Source organism: Burkholderia humptydooensis (assembly GCF_001513745.1).
In the GTDB taxonomy this organism is placed as follows: domain Bacteria; phylum Pseudomonadota; class Gammaproteobacteria; order Burkholderiales; family Burkholderiaceae; genus Burkholderia; species Burkholderia humptydooensis.
Window position 1 is genome coordinate 1,180,589 of the sequence record NZ_CP013380.1, and the last position, 26,705, is coordinate 1,207,293.

29 protein-coding genes, 1 other RNA gene and 1 pseudogene are annotated in these 26,705 nt (G+C 64.3%); 15 read left to right on the forward strand and 16 right to left on the reverse strand.

Annotated elements, in window-relative coordinates; all coding sequences use genetic code 11:
* Window positions 1-29 precede the first annotated feature (29 nt).
* Genes AQ610_RS05485 through AQ610_RS32725 form a run of 11 tightly spaced genes read right to left on the reverse strand, consistent with a single transcriptional unit; the run spans window position 30 to window position 6,661 of the window.
* On the reverse strand, window positions 30-335 hold the full coding sequence (locus AQ610_RS05485) for a hypothetical protein (RefSeq protein WP_009916815.1): 306 nt from the start codon (window positions 333-335) through the stop codon (window positions 30-32).
* A complete protein-coding gene (locus AQ610_RS05490) occupies window positions 332-769 on the reverse strand; it encodes a hypothetical protein (RefSeq protein WP_009916814.1) in 438 nt (145 codons plus the stop codon). The genes AQ610_RS05485 and AQ610_RS05490 overlap by 4 nt, the downstream gene beginning before the upstream one ends.
* Before the next feature lie 11 nt (window positions 770-780).
* Window positions 781-1,098: a hypothetical protein gene (locus AQ610_RS32720; protein ID WP_009916813.1), complete on the reverse strand. Its 318-nt coding sequence runs from the start codon at window positions 1,096-1,098 to the stop codon at window positions 781-783.
* A 54-nt stretch (window positions 1,099-1,152) separates the two neighbouring features.
* Entirely contained in the window at window positions 1,153-1,458 is a 306-nt protein-coding gene (locus AQ610_RS05495; protein ID WP_009916811.1) for an HI_1482 family protein, read from the reverse strand.
* Complete coding sequence (locus AQ610_RS05500) at window positions 1,458-1,817, reverse strand: hypothetical protein (protein WP_006025700.1); 360 nt, start codon at window positions 1,815-1,817, stop codon at window positions 1,458-1,460. Before AQ610_RS05500 ends, AQ610_RS05495 begins: the two co-directional genes overlap by 1 nt.
* Window positions 1,810-2,445: a hypothetical protein gene (locus tag AQ610_RS05505; protein WP_006025701.1), complete on the reverse strand. Its 636-nt coding sequence runs from the start codon at window positions 2,443-2,445 to the stop codon at window positions 1,810-1,812. The genes AQ610_RS05500 and AQ610_RS05505 overlap by 8 nt, the downstream gene beginning before the upstream one ends.
* Entirely contained in the window at window positions 2,435-2,737 is a 303-nt protein-coding gene (locus AQ610_RS05510) for a hypothetical protein (RefSeq protein ID WP_006025702.1), read from the reverse strand. The genes AQ610_RS05505 and AQ610_RS05510 overlap by 11 nt, the downstream gene beginning before the upstream one ends.
* Window positions 2,737-3,489, reverse strand: a complete 753-nt coding sequence (locus tag AQ610_RS05515) for an AAA family ATPase (protein WP_045554825.1) — start codon at window positions 3,487-3,489, stop codon at window positions 2,737-2,739. Before AQ610_RS05515 ends, AQ610_RS05510 begins: the two co-directional genes overlap by 1 nt.
* A gap of 25 nt (window positions 3,490-3,514) precedes the next feature.
* Window positions 3,515-5,773 carry a TnsB C-terminal domain-containing protein gene (locus tag AQ610_RS05520; RefSeq protein WP_009916808.1) on the reverse strand — a complete coding sequence of 753 codons (2,259 nt, stop codon included), beginning with the start codon at window positions 5,771-5,773 and terminating at the stop codon, window positions 3,515-3,517.
* Window positions 5,773-6,288, reverse strand: coding sequence for a phage regulatory CII family protein (locus tag AQ610_RS05525; RefSeq protein ID WP_231748949.1), 516 nt, complete (start codon window positions 6,286-6,288; stop codon window positions 5,773-5,775). The genes AQ610_RS05520 and AQ610_RS05525 overlap by 1 nt, the downstream gene beginning before the upstream one ends.
* 1 nt (window position 6,289) lies before the next feature.
* The gene (locus AQ610_RS32725; RefSeq protein ID WP_231748950.1) at window positions 6,290-6,661 is read right to left on the reverse strand and encodes a helix-turn-helix domain-containing protein; all 372 of its coding nucleotides are present in this window, start codon (window positions 6,659-6,661) and stop codon (window positions 6,290-6,292) included.
* Between the two features lie 176 nt (window positions 6,662-6,837).
* On the opposite strand from AQ610_RS32725, the gene AQ610_RS05530 reads away from it, so the two are divergent.
* On the forward strand, window positions 6,838-7,290 hold the full coding sequence (locus AQ610_RS05530; protein WP_059213559.1) for a helix-turn-helix domain-containing protein: 453 nt from the start codon (window positions 6,838-6,840) through the stop codon (window positions 7,288-7,290).
* A 13-nt stretch (window positions 7,291-7,303) separates the two neighbouring features.
* Window positions 7,304-7,942, forward strand: coding sequence for a hypothetical protein (locus AQ610_RS05535; protein WP_009916804.1), 639 nt, complete (start codon window positions 7,304-7,306; stop codon window positions 7,940-7,942).
* 41 nt (window positions 7,943-7,983) lie between these two features.
* Here the strand turns inward: AQ610_RS05535 and AQ610_RS35785 are convergent, their stop codons facing one another.
* The 5 genes from AQ610_RS35785 to ompA all read right to left on the reverse strand — a co-directional run bounded on the left by AQ610_RS35785 (window position 7,984) and on the right by ompA (window position 10,945).
* On the reverse strand, window positions 7,984-8,256 hold the full coding sequence (locus AQ610_RS35785; RefSeq protein ID WP_144411920.1) for a hypothetical protein: 273 nt from the start codon (window positions 8,254-8,256) through the stop codon (window positions 7,984-7,986).
* A gap of 19 nt (window positions 8,257-8,275) precedes the next feature.
* Window positions 8,276-8,645, reverse strand: a transfer-messenger RNA (tmRNA) gene (gene ssrA, locus AQ610_RS05540).
* 6 nt (window positions 8,646-8,651) lie between these two features.
* A complete protein-coding gene (gph, locus tag AQ610_RS05545) occupies window positions 8,652-9,377 on the reverse strand; it encodes a phosphoglycolate phosphatase (protein WP_009916803.1) in 726 nt (241 codons plus the stop codon).
* A gap of 26 nt (window positions 9,378-9,403) precedes the next feature.
* Window positions 9,404-10,102, reverse strand: coding sequence for a bifunctional 2-polyprenyl-6-hydroxyphenol methylase/3-demethylubiquinol 3-O-methyltransferase UbiG (gene ubiG / locus AQ610_RS05550; RefSeq protein WP_006025708.1), 699 nt, complete (start codon window positions 10,100-10,102; stop codon window positions 9,404-9,406).
* A gap of 168 nt (window positions 10,103-10,270) precedes the next feature.
* A complete protein-coding gene (gene ompA, locus AQ610_RS05555) occupies window positions 10,271-10,945 on the reverse strand; it encodes an outer membrane protein OmpA (RefSeq protein WP_006025709.1) in 675 nt (224 codons plus the stop codon).
* A 522-nt stretch (window positions 10,946-11,467) separates the two neighbouring features.
* On the opposite strand from ompA, the gene gyrA reads away from it, so the two are divergent.
* The 13 genes and pseudogenes from gyrA to rfaE1 all read left to right on the forward strand — a co-directional run bounded on the left by gyrA (window position 11,468) and on the right by rfaE1 (window position 26,703).
* Window positions 11,468-14,068 (forward strand): DNA gyrase subunit A, encoded by a 2,601-nt coding sequence (gene gyrA / locus AQ610_RS05560; RefSeq protein ID WP_043282363.1) that lies wholly within the window; start codon window positions 11,468-11,470, stop codon window positions 14,066-14,068.
* 100 nt (window positions 14,069-14,168) lie between these two features.
* Window positions 14,169-14,765, forward strand: a complete 597-nt coding sequence (locus AQ610_RS05565; protein WP_009916801.1) for a DUF2059 domain-containing protein — start codon at window positions 14,169-14,171, stop codon at window positions 14,763-14,765.
* Window positions 14,766-14,938: 173 nt separating this feature from the next.
* Complete coding sequence (gene serC, locus AQ610_RS05570; protein WP_006025712.1) at window positions 14,939-16,021, forward strand: 3-phosphoserine/phosphohydroxythreonine transaminase; 1,083 nt, start codon at window positions 14,939-14,941, stop codon at window positions 16,019-16,021.
* A gap of 34 nt (window positions 16,022-16,055) precedes the next feature.
* Window positions 16,056-17,138: a prephenate dehydratase gene (pheA, locus tag AQ610_RS05575; protein WP_006025713.1), complete on the forward strand. Its 1,083-nt coding sequence runs from the start codon at window positions 16,056-16,058 to the stop codon at window positions 17,136-17,138.
* Window positions 17,139-17,443: 305 nt separating this feature from the next.
* Window positions 17,444-18,130: pseudogene (locus AQ610_RS38040) on the forward strand (prephenate dehydrogenase/arogenate dehydrogenase family protein); the annotation flags it as partial.
* A 153-nt stretch (window positions 18,131-18,283) separates the two neighbouring features.
* Window positions 18,284-19,588 carry a 3-phosphoshikimate 1-carboxyvinyltransferase gene (aroA, locus tag AQ610_RS38045; RefSeq protein ID WP_009916402.1) on the forward strand — a complete coding sequence of 435 codons (1,305 nt, stop codon included), beginning with the start codon at window positions 18,284-18,286 and terminating at the stop codon, window positions 19,586-19,588.
* A 16-nt stretch (window positions 19,589-19,604) separates the two neighbouring features.
* Window positions 19,605-20,291: a cytidylate kinase CmK gene (gene cmK / locus AQ610_RS05585; protein WP_006025715.1), complete on the forward strand. Its 687-nt coding sequence runs from the start codon at window positions 19,605-19,607 to the stop codon at window positions 20,289-20,291.
* A gap of 147 nt (window positions 20,292-20,438) precedes the next feature.
* Window positions 20,439-22,151 (forward strand): 30S ribosomal protein S1, encoded by a 1,713-nt coding sequence (rpsA, locus tag AQ610_RS05590; protein ID WP_006025716.1) that lies wholly within the window; start codon window positions 20,439-20,441, stop codon window positions 22,149-22,151.
* Window positions 22,152-22,173: 22 nt separating this feature from the next.
* A complete protein-coding gene (locus AQ610_RS05595) occupies window positions 22,174-22,497 on the forward strand; it encodes an integration host factor subunit beta (RefSeq protein WP_009916398.1) in 324 nt (107 codons plus the stop codon).
* A gap of 223 nt (window positions 22,498-22,720) precedes the next feature.
* On the forward strand, window positions 22,721-23,014 hold the full coding sequence (locus tag AQ610_RS05600) for a LapA family protein (RefSeq protein WP_004195986.1): 294 nt from the start codon (window positions 22,721-22,723) through the stop codon (window positions 23,012-23,014).
* A 54-nt stretch (window positions 23,015-23,068) separates the two neighbouring features.
* Complete coding sequence (lapB, locus tag AQ610_RS05605; protein WP_006025718.1) at window positions 23,069-24,238, forward strand: lipopolysaccharide assembly protein LapB; 1,170 nt, start codon at window positions 23,069-23,071, stop codon at window positions 24,236-24,238.
* Window positions 24,239-24,347: 109 nt separating this feature from the next.
* A complete protein-coding gene (locus tag AQ610_RS05610; protein WP_006025719.1) occupies window positions 24,348-25,748 on the forward strand; it encodes a UDP-glucose dehydrogenase family protein in 1,401 nt (466 codons plus the stop codon).
* Window positions 25,717-26,703, forward strand: coding sequence for a D-glycero-beta-D-manno-heptose-7-phosphate kinase (gene rfaE1 / locus AQ610_RS05615; RefSeq protein WP_009916397.1), 987 nt, complete (start codon window positions 25,717-25,719; stop codon window positions 26,701-26,703). The genes AQ610_RS05610 and rfaE1 overlap by 32 nt, the downstream gene beginning before the upstream one ends.
* Window positions 26,704-26,705: the final 2 nt, after the last annotated feature.

Sequence of the window (26,705 nt, forward strand, 5' to 3'; positions counted from 1 at the left end):
TATTCCTGATAGGAAAATGGATTGACCGGTCAGTGCATGCGCCGGAGATTCTTGCTCTCGATCGCCTCTTCGATCCTCTCTCGCACGCGTGGCCGTTCCGACAGGTACTTGTCCAGCCATTCAACGAGACCAGTGATATTTCCTTGAACGTGGAGCGTCAGGATGTGATTCACCGAGCCAACCATCTGTGAACCAACCTCGTCGTACTGTGCGATCTTGGTCAGGAGCCGCTGCACCGTCTTGTTCGCGCGGTGCAACTCGCATCGCAGTTCGGCCACACTGCTTAATGCCTCGGGGTCGGTCAGGGGCGGGCCTTGGGTGATATGGATAGTCATGCTTGCGCTCCCGCGATCGCTTCGATGTTGATGCAGTCGACAAACTTGAGCAGACGAGATGTCTCCTCGCGCGTCAGCTCGATCGTCTTTCGCCCCTTGGTGACTGTCAGACGGCCGGCCGTAGAAAAGCCGCAAACGAACTCGCCGGGCGCGGCATCGGCCGGCGTGAATGCAGGCGCTTTTCGCGCGGTATTTGTCACGGTCTGCTTTGTGCCGTCGAACTCGCGCACAAGATCGTCACTCGGGTAGTACAGATTGATCGGGGACGAGCCATCCATGACCTTCTTGTCGCGGATCACGCGCCCCTGGCGGATGTACGGATCGATGCGCGGCTGGATGTCCTTCGCATCCATGTCGAGCATCTCGGCGAGCTGCGCGCCGGACGAACCCGGGTGGTCGATGATGGCTAGGAGAATCTGCTGTACGGATGCCATGTTCATTCCTTTCAAGAGAGGGTTTGATATGCCTTGATGAGCTTGCGAGCGACCGAAACTCCGTGCCAGAACTCTTCTGTTGGCTTCTTTTTGATGAGACGTTTCGCCATCGAAATCGCAGCGGCTTGCGTCTTGCCACCTGCAATACGAAAGCCCGTGCCAACGTGCGTCACGACAAATGCCGGCTCGCCCGCCGTTGTTGCAACCGGATTGGCATGAGCGGCAAACAGCTCCGTCGGATATTCGGGAAAATCGATGCGATCGCCATCGACCGCAATACGACGGGCACGACGCCCTTCGTCAGAGCATGTGAAAACGTGTAGCTTCATAAAAGGACTCCTAATATAGTTTGATGATCTTCGAGGAAGGCGTTGCTTCTATTTTTAGTGTCCTCGCTCCGTCCATAGCACGCGGATATCGCCGACCTTGAACTGGCCGGTGCGATAGCGCGTGGTGCCCGAGCCACCCGTGCGGTAGTACGTGGCTTCGCCTTTCGCGACCATGTCGGTGCAGACCGCGCAGTTCTGTACCTGGATCGTCGGCTTCGAGCCGTTCGAGAACTCGATGCCGATGACCGTGAAGCCCTGCGTGGTGAGCGTCCCGATCGTCGCTGCGAGACGCAGCGCCGTGAGCTGCATGAGCTGATTGATCGGCGGCACGGCCGGATTGAGGGCGTTACATTTCGTCATCACTTGGACTCTCCTTTGACGGGGCGATGCGGGCAGGTTTGGCATGTGCGCCAGTGTTCAAGCTTGATCGGATTGTGGATCGGGGCCTTCTGCAACGCGTACTCGCGACAATGTTCTCCGTCCACCTCGGCGTGGCTGAATGGGCAGACAACGCGTCCGAATGCAGCGTGGTAACGCGCTCTGATCCGGTCGGGCTTTGCCTTGCCGGTGCCGTAGGCCCCGCTGCCGTTGACGAAGATGGAAAGCGTTTTGCGCGCAACACCCATCCGCGCCGCGACCTGGGTAACATTGATCGCACGAACCTCGCTCATCAGGCCGTTCACGAACCAGTCTTCCTGCATGTAGGCGGGCTTACTCATCGGCGATCTCCTGGTGTTCCATCCACATGACGCGGTTCCAGTTCGGATCGAAAACGACCTTCGTTCGTTGAACAAGAGGCGCTTTCGGCCCGGACTCCATGTCCTTACGCAACCGGTAACGAGCCGGTGCGGCGTACCTCGAGCGCTTGTTCGCGGAAGCGATGCATTCGAGATAGCCGGCCGCTGCAAGCTTGCCGACATAGGTCGCTGCGGTGGCTTCCGAAATCGGGCGAGACGCCGTGCTGGCAAATGCCGCAAGTTCGACGTGGTTGAAGTCCTGCGCGACGAACATGCGGCGCATCGTCGACCACATCGCCTCATTGATCGAGCCTTGTACGACTTCACCCCCATTGCGGGTCAGACGCGGAGCCTCAACGCCGTTGTCGCGCACAAGTCGATACGTGCGACGTACCGCTGCGCCTCCGAGTCGTTCCTCCTGCTCGACCTCGACATAGCCGCCTTTGAGCAAGCCCTTCATGTAGTCCTGGACAGCACTGATCTCAGTACGGGAGGCGATCGCAATCTCGCGTTGCTGGAACGCATCGCGAGCATTGCGAATTGCTTCCCAGATACGTTGGCGAGGATTCTTGCCGCCCTTCATTTCGAGGTTGATCGGCTTACGCGCCATGAGAACCCTCCATTCGCGGATCAATGTCGCTCACAACTTCCGCAGCAGATTGAAGTGCGCGCGCGAGGGCCAGCATTTCACGGCGATTCAGGAAGAGATCGGCGAGCCGCTGACCGCCCTGGTAGGTGAGTCCATTGAAATAGATGGTAAGCAACGCGAAGCCGTCACCTTCCCGACATGTAATCCCAATGTCACCGGAGTCTGCGATCTCGGAATCGAACTCTTCACCTTGATCGTTCACGGCAAAAATTCGTGCGTCACGAAGGCCGTCGATAGTCAGGCTCACGTCCATTACACTCTCCGTTCCGGCGCACGGCCGGTGTAGAGGGCAATGGAATCGAGGTCCGAGCGCTCGAAGTCAGCCATGCCGCGCGTCATGCAGTGCTCGTGGATCGAAACGAGATTCACGCATACGCGCCGCACGGAGCCGCGAGACAGTTCGACCAGGTGCGACAGCACATCGTTGGCAATCGCGAGATCGGGGGCGTAGATCGAGGCAAGCTTGCCGGCATCGCTCACGCTGACCGGCTGCGCCGGTGCCCACGTCAGCACGCGTGAATGGAAGCGCTCCCACTGTTCCAGCTTCTTCGGCAGCAGCTCTTCGCCAACCAACAGCAGCGATCCCTGCGAACCCTCATAGATGTCTCGCGTCAGCTCGATGAGGGCGTCAGATTTCGCGCAATAGTCGAACTCGTCGATAATCAGCGTGCGGCGCGAGGCAGATAATTGCTCGCAGACCAGATCGAGCAGGCCGGACTTGGTCGCGCGGCCATGCTTGACGCCCATCTCGTAGAGAATTTTTTCCAACATCACTTTCGCGCTCCAAGCGCTGCGCATCTGCACGTAGTAGGCGCGCGATTCCACCGCGATCGAGTTCGTCGCGAAGGTCTTGCCCCAGCCGGCCGGGCCGTGCAGGACACCGATGCCCGGCACACCGCCGCGACGCTGATTCAGTCGCTCGATGGTTGCCGCCACAAGGTCCAGCGTGGCGATCGGTGCAATGCCGCCGGCCGGGCGATTGATTGCAGGGGTGGTTTTCACCATAATGTCAATGCCTCTCGTCAAGGGGTTAGTTGAATGCAAGCGTCACGGTGGCGACCGTGGCCGTGCCGGGCACCGCCGGGCTGGATGCCTGGCGGTGTTTTCGCATGGCGATTGCGAATTCAGGGGTCTGCGGGTATTGGCCGTACCAGCGCGTCAAAATCGGATCGTCGATCGTGCCGCCGGCCGCGACCAGTTGGTCCAGTTCCTGCCACTTGCGGAACCGCAGCTCCGGCGTTTCCGGAACCGGCCGAATCTTCTTCACGTTGCTCTCAGGTGTGGGCTGCACTTGGCTTGCAGCCTGCCGAGCGTCGATGATCCGCTGCAGGTCGGCCGGAATGTCTGCTTTCGGCACGACGCGATCGAGTGCGCGCGCTGCCGTGCCGGCTGCCTTGAGTTCATCGGTCGTATGCGTGGCGGTGCGCGTCGGCAGTGCGGTGAGCTTGCCGGCCTGCGCCGCTTTGTCAGCCACCAGATCCCGCACAAGGCGATCCGTATCGACCTTTGTGCCCTTGATGGCGTGCATCTGCTGCTTCACGTGTTCGCGTTGCTTACGGCGAGCCAGGACGGCGATTTCCGCACGTGACACACCGGTACGCTCCGGATTGCGCGCCACGCAAACGAACTCGCCTTCGTGATAGACAATGACCTCGCCGAGATCGGGCGTGATGCGTACCGCAACATCCTTGCCGACGTAGAGCGCCAGCTCCGGGGCGATGAATTGCGCGTTGTCGATGCGCAGCCCCTTCTTCGTGACGGTGTATCGTCCCTTGCCGGCGGGCGGTGCCAGCAGCACATCGAGAGCACGTTCGTCCTCGATGCGATGCACGGGGCCGGTATAGCTCGATGCCCGCTGATAGGGCGACATGCCGATGCCTTCGTGATGCGCGTGTTCGTAGACACCCCTGATCCATTGCTCGATGAGCGCGCGCAGTTCGGATGCCGGCATCGCAAGCGTGACAGCTTCGCCCTTCTTGAACAGGCGTTCGGAGAACGCGCGGCGCGCTTCGATCGCGCTACGCTCGGCGACGCTATGCCCGATGAACGCGGACAGTCCTTCCAGGATCGAGTGCAGCATCGTCTGGATGCCGCGCTCGACGTGCGGTTTCTGCCACGGCGAGAACGGCGCCGTGACGTAGTGCGCAATGCCGAGTGCTGCAAGCGTCTCGATGAAGTTGCGGCTCTTGTAGTCCTGGCCGTTGTCGGTAACGATTTCCTCCGGGACACCCCACAGCAGCAGGGCAAGGCGCAACGCATACTTGTGCGTCTCGGTCTTCGGCGTAGGAGCGAGCACAACCAGCTTGCGCCGGCTGTACACGTCGATCACGACGGACGCGGAATAACGACGCTCGACGCCGTCTTCGTCGGTCAGCATCCAGTCGGCCGGCGTCGCGTCCATTTCCCATCGCTGATTCAGGCGCTCGACGTCGGCCGACGCATCACCGAACGCGGTCATATACTTGTTCTTCCACTCGTCCGGATTGGTGGCAGCCGTGAACAGGCCGTCGTGCTTGCGCCGCCACGCCGTCACGAACCGATACGTCGCATCGTAGGACGGCGCGGCGAACAGGATTTCACCGGAGTCGGCGTCGACAGATGCCTGGTTCAGCAGATTGACGAGGTGCTGGATGCCGAGGTTCGGTCGGTCGATGAGCAGCGCGAGCGCTGTTTTTTCCAGCTCGGGTTGCTTCGTGAACACGTTCACGTCGCGCTGATGCCGGCCGTCCTTCTCGTCGATCAGGCCCGCAAGGCCGACGCGCTCGTATTCGAGCACCCACCGCTGCAGCGAACGCGGCGAGATCGACGGGATCGTCGACCGGACCGCCGCCGCAACCTCGATTTCCTTCAGGTTGTATGCTTTTGTGTAGGTCGGCCAGGACACGCGGCGGCTCATCGGCTGCACCGTGACGAACCACGTCTCCCAACTCTTGACGATCTCGTAGCGCGCGTCGAACCGTGCCTGCACGCCCGGCGGCAGTTCGGCCGTCAGCTTCTTGAGGCTTTCCTGCGCACGCTGATTCTTCGCTGCGCGCTCGGCTTCGGCATCGGCGCGAACCTGCTCAATCAACTTGAGCGTGCGGCCGGCCGCGTCGCCGCGCACCTTGATTTCCCGATATCGCTCGACGGCCTTGCGCACGTCGGCCGGCAGGTTCGCCAAGTCAAACAGTTTGCGCTGGCCGCCGCGCACGGCTTCCAGATCGAAGGGCCAGTTTTCGCGAGTGGCACGACGTTCGGCCGAGCGCTTCGTAATAGAGAGGGCTGCGGCAATCAGCTCAAAGTCGATCATTACGCACGCCCTCCAAGCCGGCGAACTACCTCGTCGACAAGCCGGTCCATGACGGTGTCGGGCACGTTCTTGCGAAGCTCACCCAGGCGAGCCTTTACCGAGCGCTCCTGCAAGGTGAGTGCCCCGATCTCGGCGAGCATGGCTTCTTCGCCGCGATACACGCGGCAGCCGCAGCGGTCGGCGAGCATTTCGAGCATCCGGTAATCGCCGGTCGCGACCGTAAGCGCGGGAATGGCTTCGGCAGGAAAACGCCAGCCTTCGGCGCTCGGCGCGCAGTAACGATCGAGCATGTTCTTCGTCGTTTCGTAATTGGACAGACGGGAGATTTGCGCGGCCACCTCGTGCCGGTCGATACCGCGACTAGACACGGTGCCGAGCATGTCCGCGAGGGTCTCGCGAACCGTGAGTGCAACGTCGAGGCCGCCGGCTTCGGGGCGCGGCGTCGGCGGAACGTCAAAGAAGCTCAGTTCCATCTGGCCGGAAGTGGCTTTTCGAGTAGTTTTACGTGCCGACATGTCAAGCTCCGCCCGCACAATTGACGTTGCACGCGTCAGACCGGGTGATAGACTTACATTCCGTTGACGCGACCGCTTTGCGTCGGCCGAAACCGCGCTCACCGCGTCCGCTACGTGCAGTGCCGTCGATGTGATAACGGCTCGGCCAAATGAGATGACGAGGTACGCCGATCGTCGCTGCGATGATCGATTCGGCCTTCGGCCAAGGCACGTCGAGTGCATTTTTTAACGCGCCGGGCGTGTAGCCGTGCGCCATCGACAGTCGCCGCAGCGACCATCCGGCCTTTTCCAGCGCCGCCTTGATGTCGGCGCGATGCCAGTCTTGCAGGGCAACCTGCTCGGCTGGTTTTTTTGACATGTTTAGCGTGTTCATGGGAATGAACGATAGCACGCAAAACCGTGCTTCGCAACGTGTTTTGCGTGTCGCACTTCGGTTTTTGCGTGCTACTCGGGAGTTTTACGTAACGTGCTGATTTGATTTGATATTTTTGAAGTGCGACACGAGCCGCGAAAGTGCGACACGCGTGTCGCACTTTCTGGGGTGAGTGAATGACTGAAAGTGCGACACGCATTTCCGTCGAGATAGGCGAAAGATTGCGTGCCTACCGAGAGCACTCTCGCCTGTCCCAAGACCGGCTGGCGGAGCTGGTCGGCGGAACGAAGCGAGGAATTCAGGACAATGAGGCCGGCCGAACAGCCCCGAACAGCAAATTGCTTACCGGGCTGGCGCAGAACGGTCTGAGCATTAACTGGCTCTTAACAGGCAAAGGGTCGATGCTCGTCGCCGATCTCGATACGTCTACCAGCTCGGTCAATGGGGAGGTTCTCGGCATGGCCTTGGCCGCAGTGGAAAAGATCGCAGCCGAGCGCCGGTTAAAACTACCACCTGAGACGCGAGGGAAGCTCGGTGCGTTGGTGTACCAGTATTTCCTGATTGAGAAGGCAGAAACAGAAGCTACGGCCTATGTCGCCCAGCTCATGGAACTTGTTTCAAACCACTGATGTAGGGGTTTAGATGGAAGACAAGAACAAAATCAGAGAGTTAGCTGCGAAATTGATGGCCGACGGAACGAGTGTGGAAGCGCCGCGACTCGACGGACAACCCGCAGTTAAACGGCCACGAACGAGGCCCAATCTCAGCATTGTCGTCAGCGGAAGCGCCGGCCAGGTTGCCGGCGGCGACATCCACAACACGTACCATATCGAGAAGGTCGTACCGCCTCCAGTCGTTGTGCAGACCGGCGTAGGCGTGGTCGATGCGGCTCAGAAGCGGCAGCTACTCGATCTCCGGGACGACATCGTCAAAGCGTCGGAGGTTAAAAAGAAGCCAAAGACACCGCAGAGCGTCATGTACGGACTCAACAAGCACATGAACGTGAACACGTATCACGAGATTCTGGCTGAAAGCTTTGAAAAGGCGCTGAAGTACATGCAGAAGCAGCGCGCGATGCTTGTCGGCATGGCATCCGCGCCGAAAAAGCTCGCCGATTGGCGGAATCGCCGCATAGCGGCCATCCACGCCCGCTGCAAGGAGCGTGAGCTTGAGACGTGGCGACGCACCTACATGCAGCGCACCTTCGGTAAGGGATCGATGATTGACTTGGGCGATGACGAATTGGAGCGCCTCTATCGGGCCGTCATGGGGAAAAAGTGACGCGGGGGCTCGATTGGTGCCAAGTTCTGCGCAAAGTTTGCTCAGTGCTGCTCGGTTTTCGCACAATCGGTGCCAAACTGGCTCGCGCAGCCAATTAGCCCGTCAGCCCCGCCGTTATTGGCTTTGCGCCAAGTTCCCGGCTGCCTTAGCTGATGCCATATCGAGCACCACCCCACACGAAGCGGCGGCGCGCAAGCCGCGCCATTGCGCCGGCCGATGATGGCGCGGCGTGAATCGCCGGAGCCGGATAAAAGAGGAGCGCGACGGAGAGTGGCGAAAAAGCGCGGCAAAAAGAAAAAGCCCTTGTTGAACAAGGGCTTTCGGGGTGTCGGGTGGTGGAGGCGGCGGGAATCGAACCCGCGTCCAGAAGCGGTCCACGACCAGTTCTACATGTTTAGTTCTGTCATTTGATTTAACCGTGACGTCGCGGACGAACACGCTCCGTTACGGCGATTCACTCGATTTTCGACCCGGCCGTCGTGACGCCGGACAGGCTTAACTGACGTATATGACCTCTGTCGGTATTGCTACCGGTCTTGCGACACTAGCCCGTCAGTGAACTAGGCAGAGGACGGCGGCCCTTAGGCTGCCCGTGCGAACGTATCGTCGTTTGCAGTTACGTTTTTCCCATTGATTAACGAGGTGACGGGTCCTCGACATGCCCTAGCCGCTTCACAACCCCTGTCGAAACCAGGTCGCCCCCAGCGGATCAGACATTATAGCGCAACACGCGCAGCAGCCGCTGCAGGTCGTCCGTCGTCTCGGCGAGATGCTGCGCCTGCCAGTCGGCGGGCGCGGCGCCTTCGCCGCAATAGCCGTATGCGGCCGCGACCGTCGACATGCCGGCCGCGCTGCCCGCCTGGATGTCGCGCAAGTCGTCGCCGACGTACACGATCCGTTCGGGCGCGAGCGACAGCCTCCGCGCGGCATGGAGCAGCGGCGCCGGATGCGGCTTCGGGTGCGACGCCGTGTCGCCGCTGACGACGCACGCCGCGCGCGCCGCGAGGCCGAGCAGCGCGACGAGCGGATCGGTGAACCGCGCGGCCTTGTTGGTCACGATGCCCCAGCGCACGCCGCGCGCGTCCAGGTCGTCGAGCAGCGCGCCGATGCCTGGAAAGAGCGTCGTGTGCACGCACAGATCCGCCGCGTAGTTGGCGAGGAATTCGTCGCGCAGCGCATCGAATTCCGCGTCCGCGGGCACGATGCCGAACGCGCTGCCGATCAGGCCGCGAGCGCCCGCCGACGCGAGCGGACGCAGCGCATCGAGCGGCGTTTGTGCGGCGCCGCGCGAGCGCTGCATCTTGTTGATCGCGGCCGCGAGGTCGGGCGCGGTGTCGGCGAGCGTGCCGTCGAGATCGAACAGCACGGCCTCGCAGGCGTCGAGGTGCGGCCCGACGGACGGCGGAGCGGCGAAGGAGGGCGACGAAGAGCTCATGAACGCGGATCGGTGCGGGTGGCGGGTCAGGTGCTGCGGCGGCATGCGACGAGGTAATTGACGTCGGTGTCGTTCGACAGCGCGAAGCGCTTCGCGAGCGGATGGTAAGTGATGCCCCTGATTTCGACGAACTGCAGGCCGGCCGCGCGCACGAAGCGTGCGAGCTCGGACGGGCGGATGAAGCGCGCATAGTCGTGCGTGCCCTTCGGCAGCATCTGCGCGATGTATTCGGCGCCGACCACGGCAAGCAGGTACGACTTGAGGTTGCGGTTCAGCGTCGAGAAGAACACCCAGCCGCCCGGCTTCACGAGCGTCGCGCACGCGGCGACGATGTTCGCGGGCGACGGCACGTGCTCGAGCATTTCCATGCACGTGACGACGTCGTATGCGCCCGGCTCGCGCGCGGCGAGCGCTTCGGCCGCGATCGCCTCGTAATCGACGCTCACGCCGCTTTCGAGGCTGTGCAGATCGGCGACGCCGAGCGCTTCCGTCGCAAGATCGATGCCCTTGACCTGCGCGCCGAGCGACGCCATCGATTCCGACAGGATGCCGCCGCCGCAGCCGATGTCGACGACGCGCTTGCCGGGCAGATGCGCGTGCGCGTCGATCCAGTTCAGGCGAACCGGATTGAGGTCGTGCAGAGGCTTGAATTCGGCGTTCGGATCCCACCATTTGTGAGCGAGGTCGCTGAATTTCTGGAGTTCGTGCGGATCGGCATTCGTCATGTCGGCAAGCGGATGGGGAAAGAGGGCGGCGGCGCGCCCGTCAAGCCACGAGTATATAAGCTAAGCGGGCGAGGTCGCCAGGAACGCGGCCGCGCGATGCCCGGGCCGCGTCAATGAAAAAGCCCCGCCGAAGCGGGGCTTTTGAAGCAGATGCGTTCGATCCGGGGCTTACTGCGCCGGAACGGTCGTCTTCTGCACTTCCTGCGTGCCGACCACTTCGACTTCCACGCGGCGGTCCGGTGCGAGGCAGGCGATGAGCTGCTTGCGGTTCTTCTGCTTGCACGTGTTGCCCGTGACCGGGTTGCGCTTGCCCTTGCCTTCCGTGTAGACCTTGTTCGCCGGGACGCCCTTGCTGACGAGGTACGACTTGACGGCTTGCGCACGGCGCAGCGACAGACGGTCGTTGTACTTGTCCGAACCGATGCGGTCGGTGTAGCCCGTGGCCACGACCACTTCGACGTTCATGCCCTGGATCTTCGAGGCCAGTTCGTCAAGCTTCTGCTTGCCGGCCGGCTTCAGGATGGCCTTGTCGAAGTCGAACAGCGTATCGGCTTGGTACGTAATCTTCTGGCTCGTGATGACCGGAGCAGCCGGTGCGACCGGGGCCGGTGCCGGTGCCTGGGCGACCAGTGCGCCATCGCACTTCGCGTTGGCGGTGGCCGGCGTCCAGAACGCATCGCGCCAGCAGAGCTCGTTCGTGCCGTTCATCCACACCCATTCGCCCGTGCCATTCACCCAGTTGTCATTCACGGCTTGTCGCGACGCCGGCACCGACTGTGCCGAAGCGGATGCAGCCATAACTGCGGTAGCTGCAATGAACGCGAGCTTTGAAAGTTTATTCATATTTCTCCTCTCGAAATTGAGATTACCGCAGGTTTACTGCGAGCCTGTTGACGATGACAAGTCATACATTGCTCGAAGTATAACATTGGTGCGGCACAAAAAACGCGGCACCGCTCTGTGTAGACTTCGAGCAGCGTCTAACTTTCAGTGCGTTGGCATTTTGCCATATCGTTCCCTTCCCACGAAAAAAAATCCTCCCCACCCTAACATCGCTCTATCGATTGTGGCGCGAGTGCAACACCGCTTGCCGCATGTTTCGAAAATTGTCAAGTCTGTTGGCGGGAAATTGCGGATTTTTTGAAGTGCGAACCTTTCGCCAATCGTTTTGTGTTTTTTTGTGCGCGCATCGGCGGGCGGGGGAGCGAGGCGGCGGGCGATTCACTCGCGCGAGTTTCGCCTTTCTTATATAGAGGGGCCCGCGTTGGGGCGGGTTGGGGCGCATGTTAGAATTGCGTGTTGCGTCGCGCGAGCGGCGCCCACGCGAAAGGCGGCCCCGTCTTCGCTCCGAAAAGATACGGATACATGGATCAATTCGCCAAAGAGACCCTGCCCACCTCCCTCGAGGAGGAAATGCGCAAGTCGTATCTCGATTACGCCATGAGCGTGATCGTCGGTCGTGCCCTTCCGGATGTTCGTGATGGCTTGAAGCCCGTGCACCGGCGCGTGCTGTTCGCAATGCACGAACTGAACAACGACTGGAACCGGCCGTACAAGAAGTCCGCGCGCATCGTCGGCGACGTGATCGGTAAGTACCATCCGCACGGCGACACCGCGGTCTACGACACGATCGTCCGGATGGCCCAGGACTTCTCGCTGCGCTACATGCTCGTCGACGGTCAGGGCAACTTCGGCTCGGTCGACGGCGACAACGCGGCCGCGATGCGCTACACCGAAATCCGGATGGCCAAGATCGGCCACGAACTGCTCGCGGACATCGACAAGGAAACCGTCGACTTCGGCCCGAACTACGACGGCAGCGAGATGCAGCCGCTCATCCTGCCGTCGCGGATTCCGAATCTCCTCATCAACGGTTCGTCGGGGATCGCGGTCGGCATGGCGACCAACATTCCGCCGCACAACCTGAACGAGGTCGTCGACGCATGCCTGTACCTGCTGAACAATCCGCAGGCGAGCGTCGACGAGCTGATCGAGATCATCCCCGCGCCCGATTTCCCGACGGCCGGCATCATCTACGGCGTCGCCGGCGTGCGCGACGGCTATCGCACCGGCCGCGGGCGCGTCGTGATGCGCGCGGCCACGCACTTCGAGGAGATCGACCGCGGCCAGCGGATGGCGATCATCGTCGACGAGCTGCCGTACCAGGTCAACAAGCGCTCGCTGCTCGAGCGGATCGCGGAGCTCGTCAACGAGAAGAAGCTCGAGGGCATCTCCGACATCCGCGACGAGTCCGACAAGAGCGGCATGCGCGTCGTGATCGAGCTCAAGCGCGGCGAAGTGCCCGAGGTCGTGCTGAACAACCTGTACAAGGCGACGCAGTTGCAGGACACGTTCGGCATGAACATGGTCGCGCTCGTCGACAACCAGCCGAAGCTCCTCAATCTGAGGGAGATCCTGCAGTGCTTCCTGTCGCATCGGCGCGAAGTGCTGACGCGACGCACCGTCTACGAACTGCGCAAGGCGCGCGAGCGCGGCCACGTGCTCGAAGGCCTCGCCGTCGCGCTCGCGAACATCGACGAGTTCATCGCGATCATCAAGGCCGCGCCGACGCCGCCGATCGCGAAGCAGGAGCTGATGGCGAAATCGTGGGATTCGTCGCTCGTGCGCGACATGCTCACGCGCGCCGAAACCGAGAACGCGGCGGCCGGCGGGCGCGACGCGTACCGGCCGGAGGGCCTGAGCCCGGCGTTCGGCATGCAGGGCGACGGCCTGTACCGGCTGTCCGACACGCAGGCGCAGGAAATCCTCCAGATGCGCCTGCAGCGCCTGACGGGCCTCGAGCAGGACAAGATCATCGGCGAATACCGCGACGTGATGGCGCAGATCGCGGATCTGCTGGACATCCTGGCTCGCCCCGAGCGGATCACGGTGATGATCGGCGAGGAGCTGACCGCGGTGAAGGCGGAGTTCGGCGACGCGCGCCGCTCAAAGATCGAGCTGAACGCGACCGAGCTGAACACCGAAGACCTGATCACGCCGCAGGACATGGTGGTCACGATGTCGCACGCGGGCTACGTGAAGTCGCAGCCGCTGTCCGAATACCGCGCGCAGAAGCGCGGCGGCCGCGGCAAGCAGGCGACGCAGATGAAGGAAGACGACTGGATCGAGACGCTCTTCATCGCGAACACGCACGACTACATCCTGTGCTTCTCGAACCGCGGCCGCGTGTACTGGGTCAAGGTCTACGAGGTGCCGCAGGGCTCGCGCAACTCGCGCGGCCGCCCGATCGTCAACATGTTCCCGCTGCAGGACGGCGAGAAGATCAACGTCGTGCTGCCCGTGAAGGAATTCTCGGCGGACAAGTACGTGTTCATGACGACGGCGTTGGGCACCGTCAAGAAAACGCCGCTCGAGGCGTTCAGCCGCCCGATGAAGAAGGGCATCATTGCGGTCGGCCTGGATGACGGCGACTACCTGATCGGCGCGGCGATCACCGACGGCGCGCACGACGTGATGCTGTTCTCCGACGCCGGCAAGGCGGTGCGCTTCGACGAGAACGACGTGCGGCCGATGGGCCGCGAGGCGCGCGGCGTGCGCGGGATGCAGCTCGACGACGCGCAGCAGGTGATCGCGATGCTCGTCGCGGGCAGCGAGGAGCAGTCGGTGCTGACCGCGACCGAGAACGGCTACGGCAAGCGCACGCCGATCACCGAGTACACGCGCCACGGCCGCGGCACGAAGGGGATGATCGCGATCCAGACGTCCGAGCGCAACGGCCGCGTCGTCGCCGCGACGCTCGTCGACGCCGAGGATCAGATCATGCTGATCACGACGGCGGGCGTGCTGATCCGCACGCGCGTGTCGGAGATTCGCGAAATGGGACGGGCGACGCAAGGTGTTACACTCATCAGCCTCGATGAAGGCACCAAGCTTTCGGGTCTGCAGCAGATCGCCGAGGCGGACGCCGATGCCGACGACGACGCGTCGGAGGGCGGCGACGCCTGAGTCAGGTTGTGACCGTCGAGCCGCCGCCCGGCGCGCACGCAAAGATGTGGCGTGAAGGGCGCGGCGTATAAACTGTACATATTTCCATGAGGGAGTGATGATGCAAAAACGATTCAAGCAACTGGTCCTGCTGGCGGCGATGGTTCCGGCATTCGCAATGGCGCAATCGCTGTCGAATCAGTCTTCGGCTCCGGCGGCCGCTGCTCCGATCGACGCAGACAAGAAGGCGGCGATCAAGGATCTGCTCGACGCAATCGACGCGCCGAAGCTCGTGTCGGCGATCGCGAACAGCGCCGAGATGCAGTCGAAGCAGCTCGTGCCGGCGATCCTGTCGGACGCGCTGTCGGAGAACAAGACGCTGAACGACAAGCAGAAGCAGGCCGCCGTGCCGACGCTGCAGAAGAACGCGGTGCCGAAGCTCGTCGACGGCGCGGGCAAGGTGTTCGGCACGCAGCAGTTCACGAGCGATGCGATGCAGGCCCAGTACGACGCGTATGCGAAGTACTACAGCACGTCGGAGATCAAGGATCTGACGACGTTCTACAAGAGCCCGACGGGCCGCAAGTTCATTCAGGTGCAGGATCAGGTCGGCCGCGACGTCGTGAACGGCCTGATGCAGAAGTACATGCCGCAGGCGATCAAGGCGACGCGCGACCAGGCCGACAAGGAAGTCGCGGCAGTCAAGCCGGGCAAGTAAGCCGCATAGGCTGAGGCTCGCCGGCCCGGGCGGCGTTCGTCGCGCGGGTTTGGCGGGTTCGTCAGGACAGTGCGATAATGGCCGTTTGCGCGATAGCGCAAGCGGCCATTTCCTTTTCCCGCGCGGCATTCGGCCGGTTCGAAGCGGCCGGGTCCCTTCCGAGGTTTTTCACGATGCGCGTCTTTAATTTCTCCGCCGGTCCCGCGGCGCTGCCCGAGGAAGTGCTGCGTCAGGCGGCCGCCGAAATGCTCGACTGGAACGGCAGCGGCATGAGCGTGATGGAAATGAGCCATCGCGGCAAGGAGTTCATGTCGATCCACGAGGCCGCGCTCGCCGACCTGTGCGAGCTGCTCGACGTGCCCGCGAACTACCGGATCCTGTTCCTGCAGGGCGGGGGGATCGCCGAGAACGCGATCGTGCCGATGAATCTGCTCGGCTCGCGCGCGACGGCCGACTTCGTCGTCACGGGCTCGTGGTCGCAGAAGTCGTTCAACGAGGCGAAGAAATACTGCACGCCGCATCTCGCCGCGACGGGCAGGACGGACGCGGGCTTCACGCGCGTGCCGGCGTTCTCCGAATGGCAAATGTCCGACGATCCGGCGTACGTGCACCTCTGCACGAACGAGACGATCGACGGCGTCGAGACGTTCGACATCCCCGATCTCGGCAACGTGCCGCTCGTCGCCGACGTGTCGTCGCACATCCTGTCGCGCCCGATCGACATCGAGAAGTACGGCGCGATCTTCGGCGGCGCGCAGAAGAACATCGGGATGGCGGGCGTGACGCTCGTGATCGTGCGCGAGGATCTGCTCGACCGTGCGCTGTCGATCTGCCCGTCGGCGTTCGAATGGAAGACGGTCGCGCTCAACAATTCGCTCTACAACACGCCGCCCACCTACGCGATCTACATCGCGGGGCTGGTGTTCAAGTGGCTGAAGGCGCAGGGTGGCCTGGCCGAGATCGAGGCGCGCAACATCGAAAAATCGAAGCTGCTGTACGGCGCGATCGACGCGAGCAGCTTCTATCTGAACAAGGTCGAGAAGTCGGCGCGTTCGCGGATGAACGTGCCGTTCTTCCTCGCCGACGAGTCGCGCAACGAAGACTTCCTCGCCGGCGCTAAGGAGCGCGGGCTGCTGCAGTTGAAGGGCCACAAGTCCGTCGGCGGCATGCGGGCGTCGATCTACAACGCGGTGCCGCTCGCGGGCGTGCAGGCGCTCGTGGAGTACATGAAGGATTTCGAGCGGCGCTGCGCGTGACGCGCGCCGCTCCTTACGCATTGCTGGCCAATTCATGGACGACGAACTCAATTCCCGCCTGAAACCCCTGCGCGAGCGCATCGACGCGATCGACTCGCAGCTCATCGCGCTGCTGAATCAGCGCGCGGCGGTCGCGCTCGAGGTCGGCGAGGTCAAGAAGCACTTCAACGCGCCCGTGTTCCGGCCGGAGCGCGAGCAGCAGGTGATCGCGCGCTTGCAGGACATGAGCGCCGGGCCGCTCGCGAGCGAGCACATCAGCGCGATCTGGCGCGAGATCATGGCGGCGAGCCGCGATCTCGAGCAGACGATCCACGTTGCGTTCCTCGGGCCCGTCGGCACCTACAGCGAACAGGCGATGTTCGACTACTTCGGGCAATCGATCGAAGGGCTGCCTTGCCCGTCGATCGACGAAGTGTTCCGCTCGGTCGAGGCGGGCGCCGCGACGTTCGGCGTCGTGCCGGTCGAGAATTCGTCGGAAGGCGCGGTGTCGCGCACGCTCGATCTGCTGCTGCATACGCAGCTTCTGATCGGCGGCGAGCTGTCGCTGCCGGTCCACCACAACCTGCTCACGCAGACGGGCAAGCTTGACGGCGTGAAGCGCGTCTGCGCGCACGCGCAGGCGCTCGCGCAATGCCAGCAATGGCTCGCCTCGAACGCGCCGCATCTCGAGCGGCAGGCGGTGGCGAGCAACGCGCAAGCCGCGCGGCTCGCGGCCGATGACGCGACGATCGCCGCGATCGCGGGCGACCGCGCGGCGACGCACTACGGGCTGCAGATCGCGTATGCGCTGATCCAGGACGACCCGCACAACCGCACGCGCTTCGCCGTGATCGGCAAGGAGCCGGCCGGGCCGAGCGGGCATGACCAGACGTCGCTCATCGTATCGGTGAAGAACGAGCCGGGCGCGGTGTTCAAGCTGCTCGAGCCGCTCGCGCGGCACGGCGTGTCGATGACGCGCTTCGAGTCGCGCCCGGCGCGGGTCGGCACGTGGGAGTATTACTTCTACATCGACATCGAAGGGCACCGCGACGACGCCGCCGTCCAGCGCGCGCTCGCGGAGCTCGGCAAGAAGGCGGCATTCCTGAAGATTCTCGGTTCGTATCCGCGCGCGCGGTGATGCGCGTCGCGCTGCGCCGCGCGTCCCCGCAGTCGTGTTGGCCGCGTCGGCCGAAGTGGCAACGAGCGTAAAGCGACGGCTGGCGCAGGCGCGTGGCGGCCGACTTCGCGGCCCGGCCGCGCGCCTCGGGCAGGCGACCGTTCGATATTGACCCTTGCGCGCCCGGGCCCGTCCCGGACGCGCGTTACTTGGCTCTCGTCGTGTCAGGCTTTTCTTTCGACAAACTGGTGATTTTCGGCGTCGGGCTGATCGGCGGCTCGCTCGCGCTCGCATTGCGCGAAGGCGCGTCGGGCGGCAGGCGCGAGGTGGTCGGCGTCGGCCGCTCGGCGGCGTCGATCGAGCGCGCGCTCGCGCGGCGCGTGATCGACCGCGCGGCTGCGCTCGACGACGACGCGCAACTGCGCGACGCGCTTGCGGGCGCGGACCTCGTGCTGCTCGCGGCGCCCGTCGCGCAGACGGGGCCGCTTCTTGCGCGAATCGCGCCGTTTCTCGACGCATCGACGATCGTCACCGACGCAGGCAGCACGAAGTCGGACGTCGTCGCGGCCGCGCGCGCGGCGCTCGGCGCGCGGATCGGCCAGTTCGTGCCGGGGCACCCGATCGCCGGGCGTGAAGCGAGCGGCGTCGAAGCGGCGCTCGCCGATCTGTACGTCGGCCGCAATGTCGTGCTGTGTGCGCTGCCGGAGAATGCGCCGCACGCGCTCGCGCGCATCGAGGCGATGTGGCGCGCGGCGCGCGCCGACGTGCGCGCGATGAGCGCCGAGCGGCACGACCGCGTGTTCGCGGCGGTGAGCCATCTGCCGCACGTGCTGTCGTTCGCGCTCGTCGAGCAGATTCTCGGCGAATCCGACGCCGAGCTGAAGTTTTCGTATGCGGCGGGTGGTTTCCGCGATTTCACGCGCATCGCCGCGTCGAGCCCGGAAATGTGGCGCGATGTCTGCCTCGCGAACCGCGCGGCGCTCCTCGACGAGCTCGACGCGTACACCGCCGTGCTCGCGCGGTTGCGCGCGGCGATCGACGCGGGCGACGGCGCGGCGCTCGAAGCCGTGTTCGCGCGCTCGCGCGCCGCGCGCGCCGCATGGCGCGAGCGTGGCGCGAAGCCCGCTCCCGCTGTCCGTTCAGACACTCCTGGAACAGGATCTCACATGGAACATCTCGATCTCGGCCCGTTCTCCCATGCGCAAGGCACGGTGCGTCTGCCCGGCTCGAAGAGCATCTCGAACCGCGTGCTGCTGCTCGCGGCGCTCGCGGAGGGCGAGACGACCGTCACGAACCTGCTCGATTCCGACGATACGCGCGTGATGCTCGACGCGCTGGCGAAGCTCGGCGTGAAGCTGTCGCGCAACGGCGACACCTGCGTCGTCGGCGGCACGCGCGGCGCGTTCACCGCGAAGACCGCGGATCTCTTCCTCGGCAACGCGGGCACCGCGGTGCGGCCGCTGACTGCGGCGCTCGCGGTCAACGGCGGCGACTACCGGATCCACGGCGTGCCGCGGATGCACGAGCGCCCGATCGGCGACCTCGTCGACGGGCTGCGCCAGATTGGCGCGCAGATCGACTACGAAGGCAACGAGGGCTTCCCGCCGCTCAGGATCCGGCCCGCGGCGATTTCGGTCGACGCGCCGATCCGCGTGCGCGGCGACGTGTCGAGCCAGTTCCTGACCGCGCTCCTGATGACGTTGCCGCTCGTGAAGGCGAAGGATGGCGCGAGCGTCGTCGAGATCGACGGCGAGCTGATCTCGAAGCCGTACATCGAGATCACGATCAAGCTGATGGCGCGCTTCGGCGTGACGGTGGAGCGCGACGGCTGGCAGCGCTTCACGGTGCCGGCGGGCGTGCGCTACCGGTCGCCCGGCGCGATCATGGTGGAGGGCGACGCGTCGTCGGCGTCGTACTTCCTCGCGGCGGGCGCGTTGGGCGGCGGGCCGTTGCGCGTCGAGGGCGTTGGCCGCGCGAGCATCCAGGGCGACGTCGGCTTCGCGAACGCGCTGATGCAGATGGGCGCGAACGTGACGATGGGCGACGACTGGATCGAGGTGCGCGGCATCGGCCACGACCACGGCAAGCTCGCGCCGATCGACATGGACTTCAACCTGATTCCGGACGCTGCGATGACGATCGCCGTCGCCGCGCTGTTCGCCGGCGGCACGAGCACGCTGCGCAACATCGGTAGCTGGCGCGTGAAGGAGACCGACCGGATCGCCGCGATGGCGGCCGAACTGCGCAAGCTCGGCGCGACGGTCGAGGAGGGCGCCGACTATCTCGTCGTGACGCCGCCCGCGCAACTCGCGCCGAACGCGTCGATCGACACCTACGACGACCACCGGATGGCGATGTGCTTCTCGCTCGTGAGCCTGGGCGGCGTGCCCGTGCGCATCAACGATCCGAAGTGCGTCGGCAAGACGTTCCCCGACTATTTCGACCGTTTTCTGGCGCTCGCGACCGCGTGACGTCCGCATTGACCCGATGAAATCGACTCGACCTTTTCACCCGACCCCAGTTATCACGATCGACGGCCCGACGGCGTCCGGCAAGGGCACCGTCGCGGCGCTCGTCGCCGCGCACCTCGGCTTTCACCTGCTCGACAGCGGCGCGCTGTACCGGCTCGCGGCGCTCGCGAGCATCCGCTACCAGGTCGCGCCCGATGACGCCGATGCGCTCGCCAAGCTGGTCGACGGCCTGCACATCACGTTTCGCGAGGGCTGTGCTCAGCTCGACGGCATCGACGTGTCCGACGAGATCCGGGCGGAGGCGGTCGGCAACCGGGCGTCGGCGATCGCCGTCCACGCTCCGGTGCGCGCGGCGCTCGTCGCGCGGCAGCGCGCGTTCCGCAAGACGCCGGGGCTCGTCGCGGACGGCCGCGACATGGGGACGGTGATCTTTCCGGACGCGGTGCTGAAGGTGTTCCTGACGGCGAGCGTCGAGGCGCGCGCCGCGCGCCGGCATAAGCAATTGATGCAAAAAGGTTTTTCTGCTAGCATAGATAACTTGCTTCAGGATTTGCGCGAACGTGACGCACGCGACAGCAATCGCGCCGCCGCGCCGCTCAGGCCTGCGGCGGATGCCAGGCCCCTCGACACGTCGGCCTTGACGATCGAGCAATCGGTCGAACAGGTGCTCGCGTGGTATCGGGAGCTCGGCCAGCCCGCTTGAAAGAGGGGCGAAAGCGTAGGTAGTGGTGCTTCGCGCGACGCGCGAAGCGTGTGTTAAACCCTTAACCCCGTGTGGATTCGCGGGCGCGTCGCCAGCCGTTGCGGCCGGCGCGGGCGGTAGAGCGAAACCACGCACAAACCGATTTTTATGTCCGACCTGCAAACCTCCAACCCGAATACCGAATCCTTCGCGGCTCTGTTCGAAGAGTCGCTCACCCGCCAAGACATGCGCGCCGGCGAGGTGATCTCCGCCGAAGTCGTGCGTGTCGACCACAACTTCGTGGTCGTCAACGCAGGCCTCAAGTCCGAGGCTTACATTCCCATCGAGGAATTCCTGAACGATCAGGGCGAGGTTGAGGTCCAGGCGGGCGATTTCGTTTCCGTCGCGATCGACGCGCTGGAAAACGGCTACGGCGACACGATCCTGTCGCGCGACAAGGCGAAGCGCCTCGCTTCGTGGCTGTCGCTGGAAAAGGCGCTCGACAACAACGAACTCGTCACGGGCACGATCACCGGCAAGGTGAAGGGCGGCATGACGGTGATGGTCAACGGCATCCGCGCGTTCCTGCCGGGCTCGCTCGTCGACACGCGTCCCGTCAAGGACACGACCCCGTACGAAGGCAAGACGCTCGAATTCCGCGTGATCAAGCTCGACCGCAAGCGTAACAACGTCGTGCTGTCGCGCCGCGCGGTGATCGAAGCCACGCAGGGCGAAGAGCGCGCGAAGCTGCTCGAGACGCTCAAGGAAGGCGCGATCGTCAACGGCGTCGTCAAGAACATCACCGATTACGGCGCGTTCGTTGACCTCGGCGGCATCGACGGCCTGCTGCACATCACCGACATCGCATGGCGCCGCGTGCGTCACCCGAGCGAAGTCCTGTCGGTCGGCCAGGAAGTCACCGCGAAGATCCTCAAGTTCGACCAAGAGAAGAACCGCGTGTCGCTCGGCATCAAGCAGCTTGGCGATGATCCGTGGGAAGGCATCTCGCGCCGCTACCCGTCGGGCACGCGCCTGTTCGGCAAGGTCACGAACATCACCGATTACGGCGCGTTCGTCGAAGTGGAATCGGGCATCGAGGGCCTGGTGCACGTGTCGGAAATGGACTGGACGAACAAGAACGTCGCTCCGTCGAAGGTCGTTCAGCTCGGCGACGAAGTCGAAGTCATGGTGCTCGAGATCGACGAAGACCGTCGTCGTATCAGCCTCGGCATGAAGCAGTGCAAGCCGAATCCGTGGGACGACTTCAGCCGCAACTTCAAGAAGGGCGACAAGATCACGGGCGCGATCAAGTCGATCACCGATTTCGGCGTGTTCATCGGTCTGCCGGGCGGCATCGACGGCCTGGTCCACCTGTCGGACCTGTCGTGGAGCGAAGCGGGCGAAGAAGCGGTTCGCAAGTACAAGAAGGGCGACGAAGTCGAGGCAATCGTGCTCGGCATCGACGTCGAGAAGGAACGCATTTCGCTTGGCATCAAGCAGCTCGAAGGCGATCCGTTCAGCAACTACGTCGCGATGAACGACAAGGGCTCGATCGTCGACGGCGTCGTGAAGTCGGTCGATGCGAAGGGCGCGGTCATCACGCTGACGCCGGACGTCGAAGGCTACCTGCGCGCGTCGGAAATCTCGCAGGATCGCGTCGAAGACGCTCGCAACGTGCTGAAGGAAGGCGAGAAGGTCAACGCGATGGTGATCAACATCGATCGCAAGTCGCGCGGCATCAACCTGTCGATCAAGGCGAAGGATTCGGCCGAGCAGCAGGAAGCGATGCGCGGCCTGCAAGCCGATTCGAGCTCCGCCGCGACCGGTACGACCAACCTCGGCGCGCTGCTGAAGGCGAAGCTCGACGGCCAGAACCAGTAAGCCTCGCGAGGTCTGCTGAAGTATGACCAAATCCGAGTTGGTCGCCCAGTTGGCATCGCGATTTCCGCAGCTCGTGTTGAAGGATGCGGATTTCGCGGTGAAAACGATGCTTGATGCGATGTCCGACGCATTGTCGAAAGGGCATCGCATCGAAATTCGCGGCTTCGGCAGCTTCGGTCTGAACCGTCGCCCGGCGCGCGTCGGGCGCAATCCGAAGTCGGGGGAGAAGGTGCAGGTGCCCGAGAAGCGCGTGCCGCACTTCAAGCCAGGCAAGGAATTGCGCGAGCGCGTCGACGGCCGCGCCGGCGAGCCGTTGAAGAACGACGAGCCGGAAGACGGCCAGTGACGGTTCCGTCGCAGCCGAGGTCGAGCCAGCATGGCTGAAAGAAAGCGCCCCTTGCGGGGCGCTTTTTCTTTGGGTGCGCCACGCGCGTTTCGCGAAGCGCGTCAAGCGCCGCGCAAGCGATTCACGAAGCGCGAAACGCTTCCTTTACAATACGGGGCGCCCGAGACGCTGCGAAGGGGAGTCGCATGCGCCGCCGAACAATCTCAGTCAAAGAGAGGGAGTCATGAAGTTCATCGTCTGGTTGATCCGTGTGCTGGTGTTCGTGCTGCTGCTCGTGCTCGCGTTGGCGAATACGCAAAGCGCGACGCTGAATTTCCTCGCCGGCTACAACTGGCAGGCTCCGCTGATCCTGATCGGTCTCGCGTTCTTCGGCGTCGGGCTGATCGCGGGGTTGCTGTCGGCATTGCCCGCGATCTTCCGGATGCGGATGGAGAACGGCCGCCTGAAGCGCGACTTGCGCGCCGTGCGCGAGAACCCGGCCGTCGTCGACCAGCCGCCGATGCCGCCCGTCATTTAACGATGCCGACGCCGCGCACGATGCGCGGCCCAGGTTTTTTTCGACACACGTTGCATGGATCTCGATTTCTGGTGGCTGCTCGCCATTCCCGTCGCGTTCGCGCTCGGCTGGATGGCGTCGCGCTACGACCTCAACAAGCTGCTGTCCGAGAGCGCGAACCTGCCGCGCTCGTATTTCCGCGGCCTGAATTTCCTGCTGAACGAGCAGCCGGACAAAGCGATCGACGCGTTCATCGAAGTCGCGAAGCTCGACCCAGAAACGGTCGAGCTGCACTTCGCGCTCGGCAACCTGTTTCGCCGCCGCGGCGAAACGGACCGCGCGATCCGCGTTCATCAGAACCTCTTGAGCCGCAACGATCTGCCCGTGAACGAGCGCGACCACGCGCTCTTCGAGCTCGGCCAGGATTTCCTGAAGGCGGGCTTGCTCGATCGCGCGGAAGAGACGTTCCGCATGCTCGCCGAAGGCGACTACGCGCTCGACGCGCAGCGCGCGCTCCTCACGATCTACGAGATCGAGAAGGACTGGAACAAGTCGATCGACACCGCGACGCGGATCGAATCGATGGGCGCGCCGCGTCTTGTGACGGAGATTGCGCAGTTCCATTGCGAGCTTGCGCAGGATGCGCTGCAGCGCAAGAACGCCGAGCTCGCGGCCGGGCATCTGCGCGACGCGCTCGCGGTGAATCCGCAGAACGCGCGCGCGGCGATCCTGTCGGGCGACGCGGCCGCCGCGGCGGGCGACCATCGCGCGGCGATCGAGCACTGGCGCCGGATCGAGACGCAGAATCCCGCGTACCTGCCGCTCGTCGCCGACAGGCTGATGAAATCTTACACGGCGCTCGATCGGGCGGCCGAAGGCGCCGAACTGCTGACGGGCTATGCGCAGCGCTATCCGTCGAACGATCTGCTCGACGTCGTCTATCAGTACGTCGCGCAACTGCGCGGCAACGGCGTCGCGCACGCGCTCGCACGTTCGCAGATGGAAAAGGCGCCGAACCTGTCCGGCATGCTGCATCTGCTCGACGCGCAGATCGCCGCGGCCGACGAGCCGCGCCGCGCGGAGCTCGAGATGATGCGCGCGCTCGTCAGGCAGCGCACCAAGAATCTGCCACGATATACATGCCAGAATTGCGGTTTCCGGGCGCGCCTCTTCTATTGGCAGTGTCCTGGATGCAGCGGCTGGGAAACCTATGCGCCGCGGCGCGTCGAACCCGCCGTTGCGTAATGGGGCGGTAATGGGGCGGTAATGGGGCAGGCCGCGCGGGCCGGCGCGACGCCGCCTGCGGCCTGAACCGGGCGGACGCCGTCCGCTCGAGCGAATCATCGGAATACTTATGAAGATCACCATCATCGGCACGGGCTATGTGGGCCTCGTCACCGGCGCGTGTCTCGCCGAGATCGGCCACGACGTGTTCTGCCTCGACGTCGATCCCCGCAAGATCGACATCCTGAACAACGGCGGCATGCCGATTCACGAACCCGGGCTGCAGGAAATCATCGCGCGCACCCGAGCGGCGGGACGCATCACGTTCTCGACCGACGTCGCGGCGAGCGTCGCGCACGGCGAGATCCAGTTCATTGCGGTCGGCACGCCACCCGACGAGGACGGCTCCGCGGACCTGCAATACGTGCTCGAGGCGGCGCGCAGCATCGGCCGCCACATGACGGGCTACAAGGTGATCGTCGACAAGTCGACGGTGCCCGTCGGCACCGCGCAGCGCGTGCACGCGGTGATCGACGAGGCGCTCGCGGCGCGCGGCCTCGCGGGCAGCGCCGGGCATCGCTTCTCGGTCGTGTCGAATCCCGAGTTCCTGAAGGAGGGGGCGGCCGTCGACGATTTCATGCGGCCCGACCGGATCATCATCGGCGTCGACGACGACGCGGCGGGCGCGATCGCCCGCGAGAGGATGAAGAAGCTCTACGCGCCGTTCAACCGCAATCACGAGCGCACGATCTACATGGACGTGCGCTCGGCCGAGTTCTCGAAATACGCGGCGAACGCGATGCTCGCGACGCGCATCTCGTTCATGAACGAGATGTCGAATCTCGCGGACCGCGTCGGCGCCGACATCGAGGCGGTGCGGCGCGGGATCGGCTCCGATCCGCGGATCGGCTATCACTTCCTGTATGCGGGCGTCGGCTACGGCGGCTCGTGCTTTCCGAAGGACGTGCAGGCGCTCATCCGCACCGCGAGCGAGAACGGTCAGCCGCTCAGGATTCTCGAGGCGGTCGAGGACGTGAACCACGCGCAGAAGAACGTGCTGCTCGACAAGATCGCGCAGCGCTACGGCGCCGATCTGGCGGGCCGCACGTTCGCCGTCTGGGGGCTTGCGTTCAAGCCGAACACCGACGACATGCGCGAAGCGCCGAGCCGGCGCCTGATCGCGTCGCTGCTCGCGCGCGGCGCGACGGTGCGCGCGTACGATCCCGTCGCGCTCGACGAGGCGCGGCGCGTGTTCGCGCTCGATCTGCACGACGGGCCCGACGCGCTCGCGCGGCTCGCGTTCGTCGATTCGGCCGACGATGCGCTCGCGGGCGCGGACGCGCTCGTCATCGTCACCGAATGGAAGGAATTCAAGAGCCCGGACTTCGCGCATCTGAAATCGGTGCTGAAGGCGCCCGTGATCTTCGACGGCCGCAACCTGTACGAACCCGACGCGATGGCCGAGCTCGGCATCGATTACCACGCCATTGGACGCCCCTATGTCGAGCCTTTCTCTTCCGAGCGCGGATAAGCGCGCGGCGCTCGCCGCGACCGCGCGCGCCGTGCCGCGCGAGCAGATCGCGAAATCGCGCGTGCTCGTCGTCGGCGACGTGATGCTCGATCGCTATTGGTTCGGCAACGTCAACCGGATCTCGCCCGAGGCGCCCGTGCCCGTCGTGCACGTGCAGCGGCAGGAGGAACGGCTGGGCGGCGCGGCGAACGTCGCGCGCAACGCGGTGACGCTCGGCGGCCAGGCGGGCCTGCTGTGCGTCGTCGGGCGCGACGAGCCGGGCGAGCGGATCGTCGAGCTGCTCGGCGAGAGCGGCGTGACGCCGTATCTCGAGCGCGATCCGTCGCTGCCGACGACGATCAAGCTGCGCGTGCTCGCGCAGCAGCAGCAATTGCTGCGCGTCGACTTCGAGGCGTCGCCGACGCACGAGGTGCTGCTCGCGGGGCTCGCGCGCTTCGACGCGCTGCTGCCGTCATACGACGTCGTGCTGATGTCCGACTACGCGAAGGGCGGGCTCACGCACGTGACGACGATGATCGCGAAGGCGCGCGCGGCGGGCAAGCCCGTGCTCGTCGATCCGAAGGGCGCCGACTGGGCGCGCTATCGCGGCGCGTCGCTGATCACGCCGAACCGCGCGGAGTTGCGCGAGGTCGTCGGGCGGTGGACGTCCGAGGACGATCTGCGCGCGCGCGTCACGAAGCTGCGCGAAGCGCTTGCGCTCGACGCGCTGCTGCTCACGCGCTCGGAAGAGGGGATGACGCTCTTCTCGAACGACGGGGAACTGCACGTGAGCGCGCTCGCGCGCGAAGTGTACGATGTGTCGGGCGCGGGCGACACGGTGATCGCGACCGTCGCGACGATGCTCGGCGCCGGGCTGCCGCTCGTCGAAGCGGTGGTGCTGGCGAATCGCGCGGCGGGCATCGTGGTCGGCAAGCTCGGCACCGCGACCGTCGAGTACGACGAACTGTTTCATTGAAC

Excerpts from the sequence above, each read along its gene's own strand:
- AQ610_RS05485 (WP_009916815.1), bottom strand. The coding sequence starts at position 335 with ATGACTATCCATATCACCCAAGGCCCGCCCCTGACCGACCCCGAGGCA.
- AQ610_RS05490 (WP_009916814.1), bottom strand. The coding sequence starts at position 769 with ATGGCATCCGTACAGCAGATTCTCCTAGCCATCATCGACCACCCGGGT.
- AQ610_RS32720 (WP_009916813.1), bottom strand. The coding sequence starts at position 1,098 with ATGAAGCTACACGTTTTCACATGCTCTGACGAAGGGCGTCGTGCCCGT.
- AQ610_RS05495 (WP_009916811.1), bottom strand. The coding sequence starts at position 1,458 with ATGACGAAATGTAACGCCCTCAATCCGGCCGTGCCGCCGATCAATCAG.
- AQ610_RS05500 (WP_006025700.1), bottom strand. The coding sequence starts at position 1,817 with ATGAGTAAGCCCGCCTACATGCAGGAAGACTGGTTCGTGAACGGCCTG.
- AQ610_RS05505 (WP_006025701.1), bottom strand. The coding sequence starts at position 2,445 with ATGGCGCGTAAGCCGATCAACCTCGAAATGAAGGGCGGCAAGAATCCT.
- AQ610_RS05510 (WP_006025702.1), bottom strand. The coding sequence starts at position 2,737 with ATGGACGTGAGCCTGACTATCGACGGCCTTCGTGACGCACGAATTTTT.
- AQ610_RS05515 (WP_045554825.1), bottom strand. The coding sequence starts at position 3,489 with ATGGTGAAAACCACCCCTGCAATCAATCGCCCGGCCGGCGGCATTGCA.
- AQ610_RS05520 (WP_009916808.1), bottom strand. The coding sequence starts at position 5,773 with ATGATCGACTTTGAGCTGATTGCCGCAGCCCTCTCTATTACGAAGCGC.
- AQ610_RS05525 (WP_231748949.1), bottom strand. The coding sequence starts at position 6,288 with ATGTCGGCACGTAAAACTACTCGAAAAGCCACTTCCGGCCAGATGGAA.
- AQ610_RS32725 (WP_231748950.1), bottom strand. The coding sequence starts at position 6,661 with ATGAACACGCTAAACATGTCAAAAAAACCAGCCGAGCAGGTTGCCCTG.
- AQ610_RS05530 (WP_059213559.1), top strand. The coding sequence starts at position 6,838 with ATGACTGAAAGTGCGACACGCATTTCCGTCGAGATAGGCGAAAGATTG.
- AQ610_RS05535 (WP_009916804.1), top strand. The coding sequence starts at position 7,304 with ATGGAAGACAAGAACAAAATCAGAGAGTTAGCTGCGAAATTGATGGCC.
- gph (WP_009916803.1), bottom strand. The coding sequence starts at position 9,377 with ATGAGCTCTTCGTCGCCCTCCTTCGCCGCTCCGCCGTCCGTCGGGCCG.
- ubiG (WP_006025708.1), bottom strand. The coding sequence starts at position 10,102 with ATGACGAATGCCGATCCGCACGAACTCCAGAAATTCAGCGACCTCGCT.
- ompA (WP_006025709.1), bottom strand. The coding sequence starts at position 10,945 with ATGAATAAACTTTCAAAGCTCGCGTTCATTGCAGCTACCGCAGTTATG.
- gyrA (WP_043282363.1), top strand. The coding sequence starts at position 11,468 with ATGGATCAATTCGCCAAAGAGACCCTGCCCACCTCCCTCGAGGAGGAA.
- AQ610_RS05565 (WP_009916801.1), top strand. The coding sequence starts at position 14,169 with ATGCAAAAACGATTCAAGCAACTGGTCCTGCTGGCGGCGATGGTTCCG.
- serC (WP_006025712.1), top strand. The coding sequence starts at position 14,939 with ATGCGCGTCTTTAATTTCTCCGCCGGTCCCGCGGCGCTGCCCGAGGAA.
- pheA (WP_006025713.1), top strand. The coding sequence starts at position 16,056 with ATGGACGACGAACTCAATTCCCGCCTGAAACCCCTGCGCGAGCGCATC.
- aroA (WP_009916402.1), top strand. The coding sequence starts at position 18,284 with ATGGAACATCTCGATCTCGGCCCGTTCTCCCATGCGCAAGGCACGGTG.
- cmK (WP_006025715.1), top strand. The coding sequence starts at position 19,605 with ATGAAATCGACTCGACCTTTTCACCCGACCCCAGTTATCACGATCGAC.
- rpsA (WP_006025716.1), top strand. The coding sequence starts at position 20,439 with ATGTCCGACCTGCAAACCTCCAACCCGAATACCGAATCCTTCGCGGCT.
- AQ610_RS05595 (WP_009916398.1), top strand. The coding sequence starts at position 22,174 with ATGACCAAATCCGAGTTGGTCGCCCAGTTGGCATCGCGATTTCCGCAG.
- AQ610_RS05600 (WP_004195986.1), top strand. The coding sequence starts at position 22,721 with ATGAAGTTCATCGTCTGGTTGATCCGTGTGCTGGTGTTCGTGCTGCTG.
- lapB (WP_006025718.1), top strand. The coding sequence starts at position 23,069 with ATGGATCTCGATTTCTGGTGGCTGCTCGCCATTCCCGTCGCGTTCGCG.
- AQ610_RS05610 (WP_006025719.1), top strand. The coding sequence starts at position 24,348 with ATGAAGATCACCATCATCGGCACGGGCTATGTGGGCCTCGTCACCGGC.
- rfaE1 (WP_009916397.1), top strand. The coding sequence starts at position 25,717 with ATGTCGAGCCTTTCTCTTCCGAGCGCGGATAAGCGCGCGGCGCTCGCC.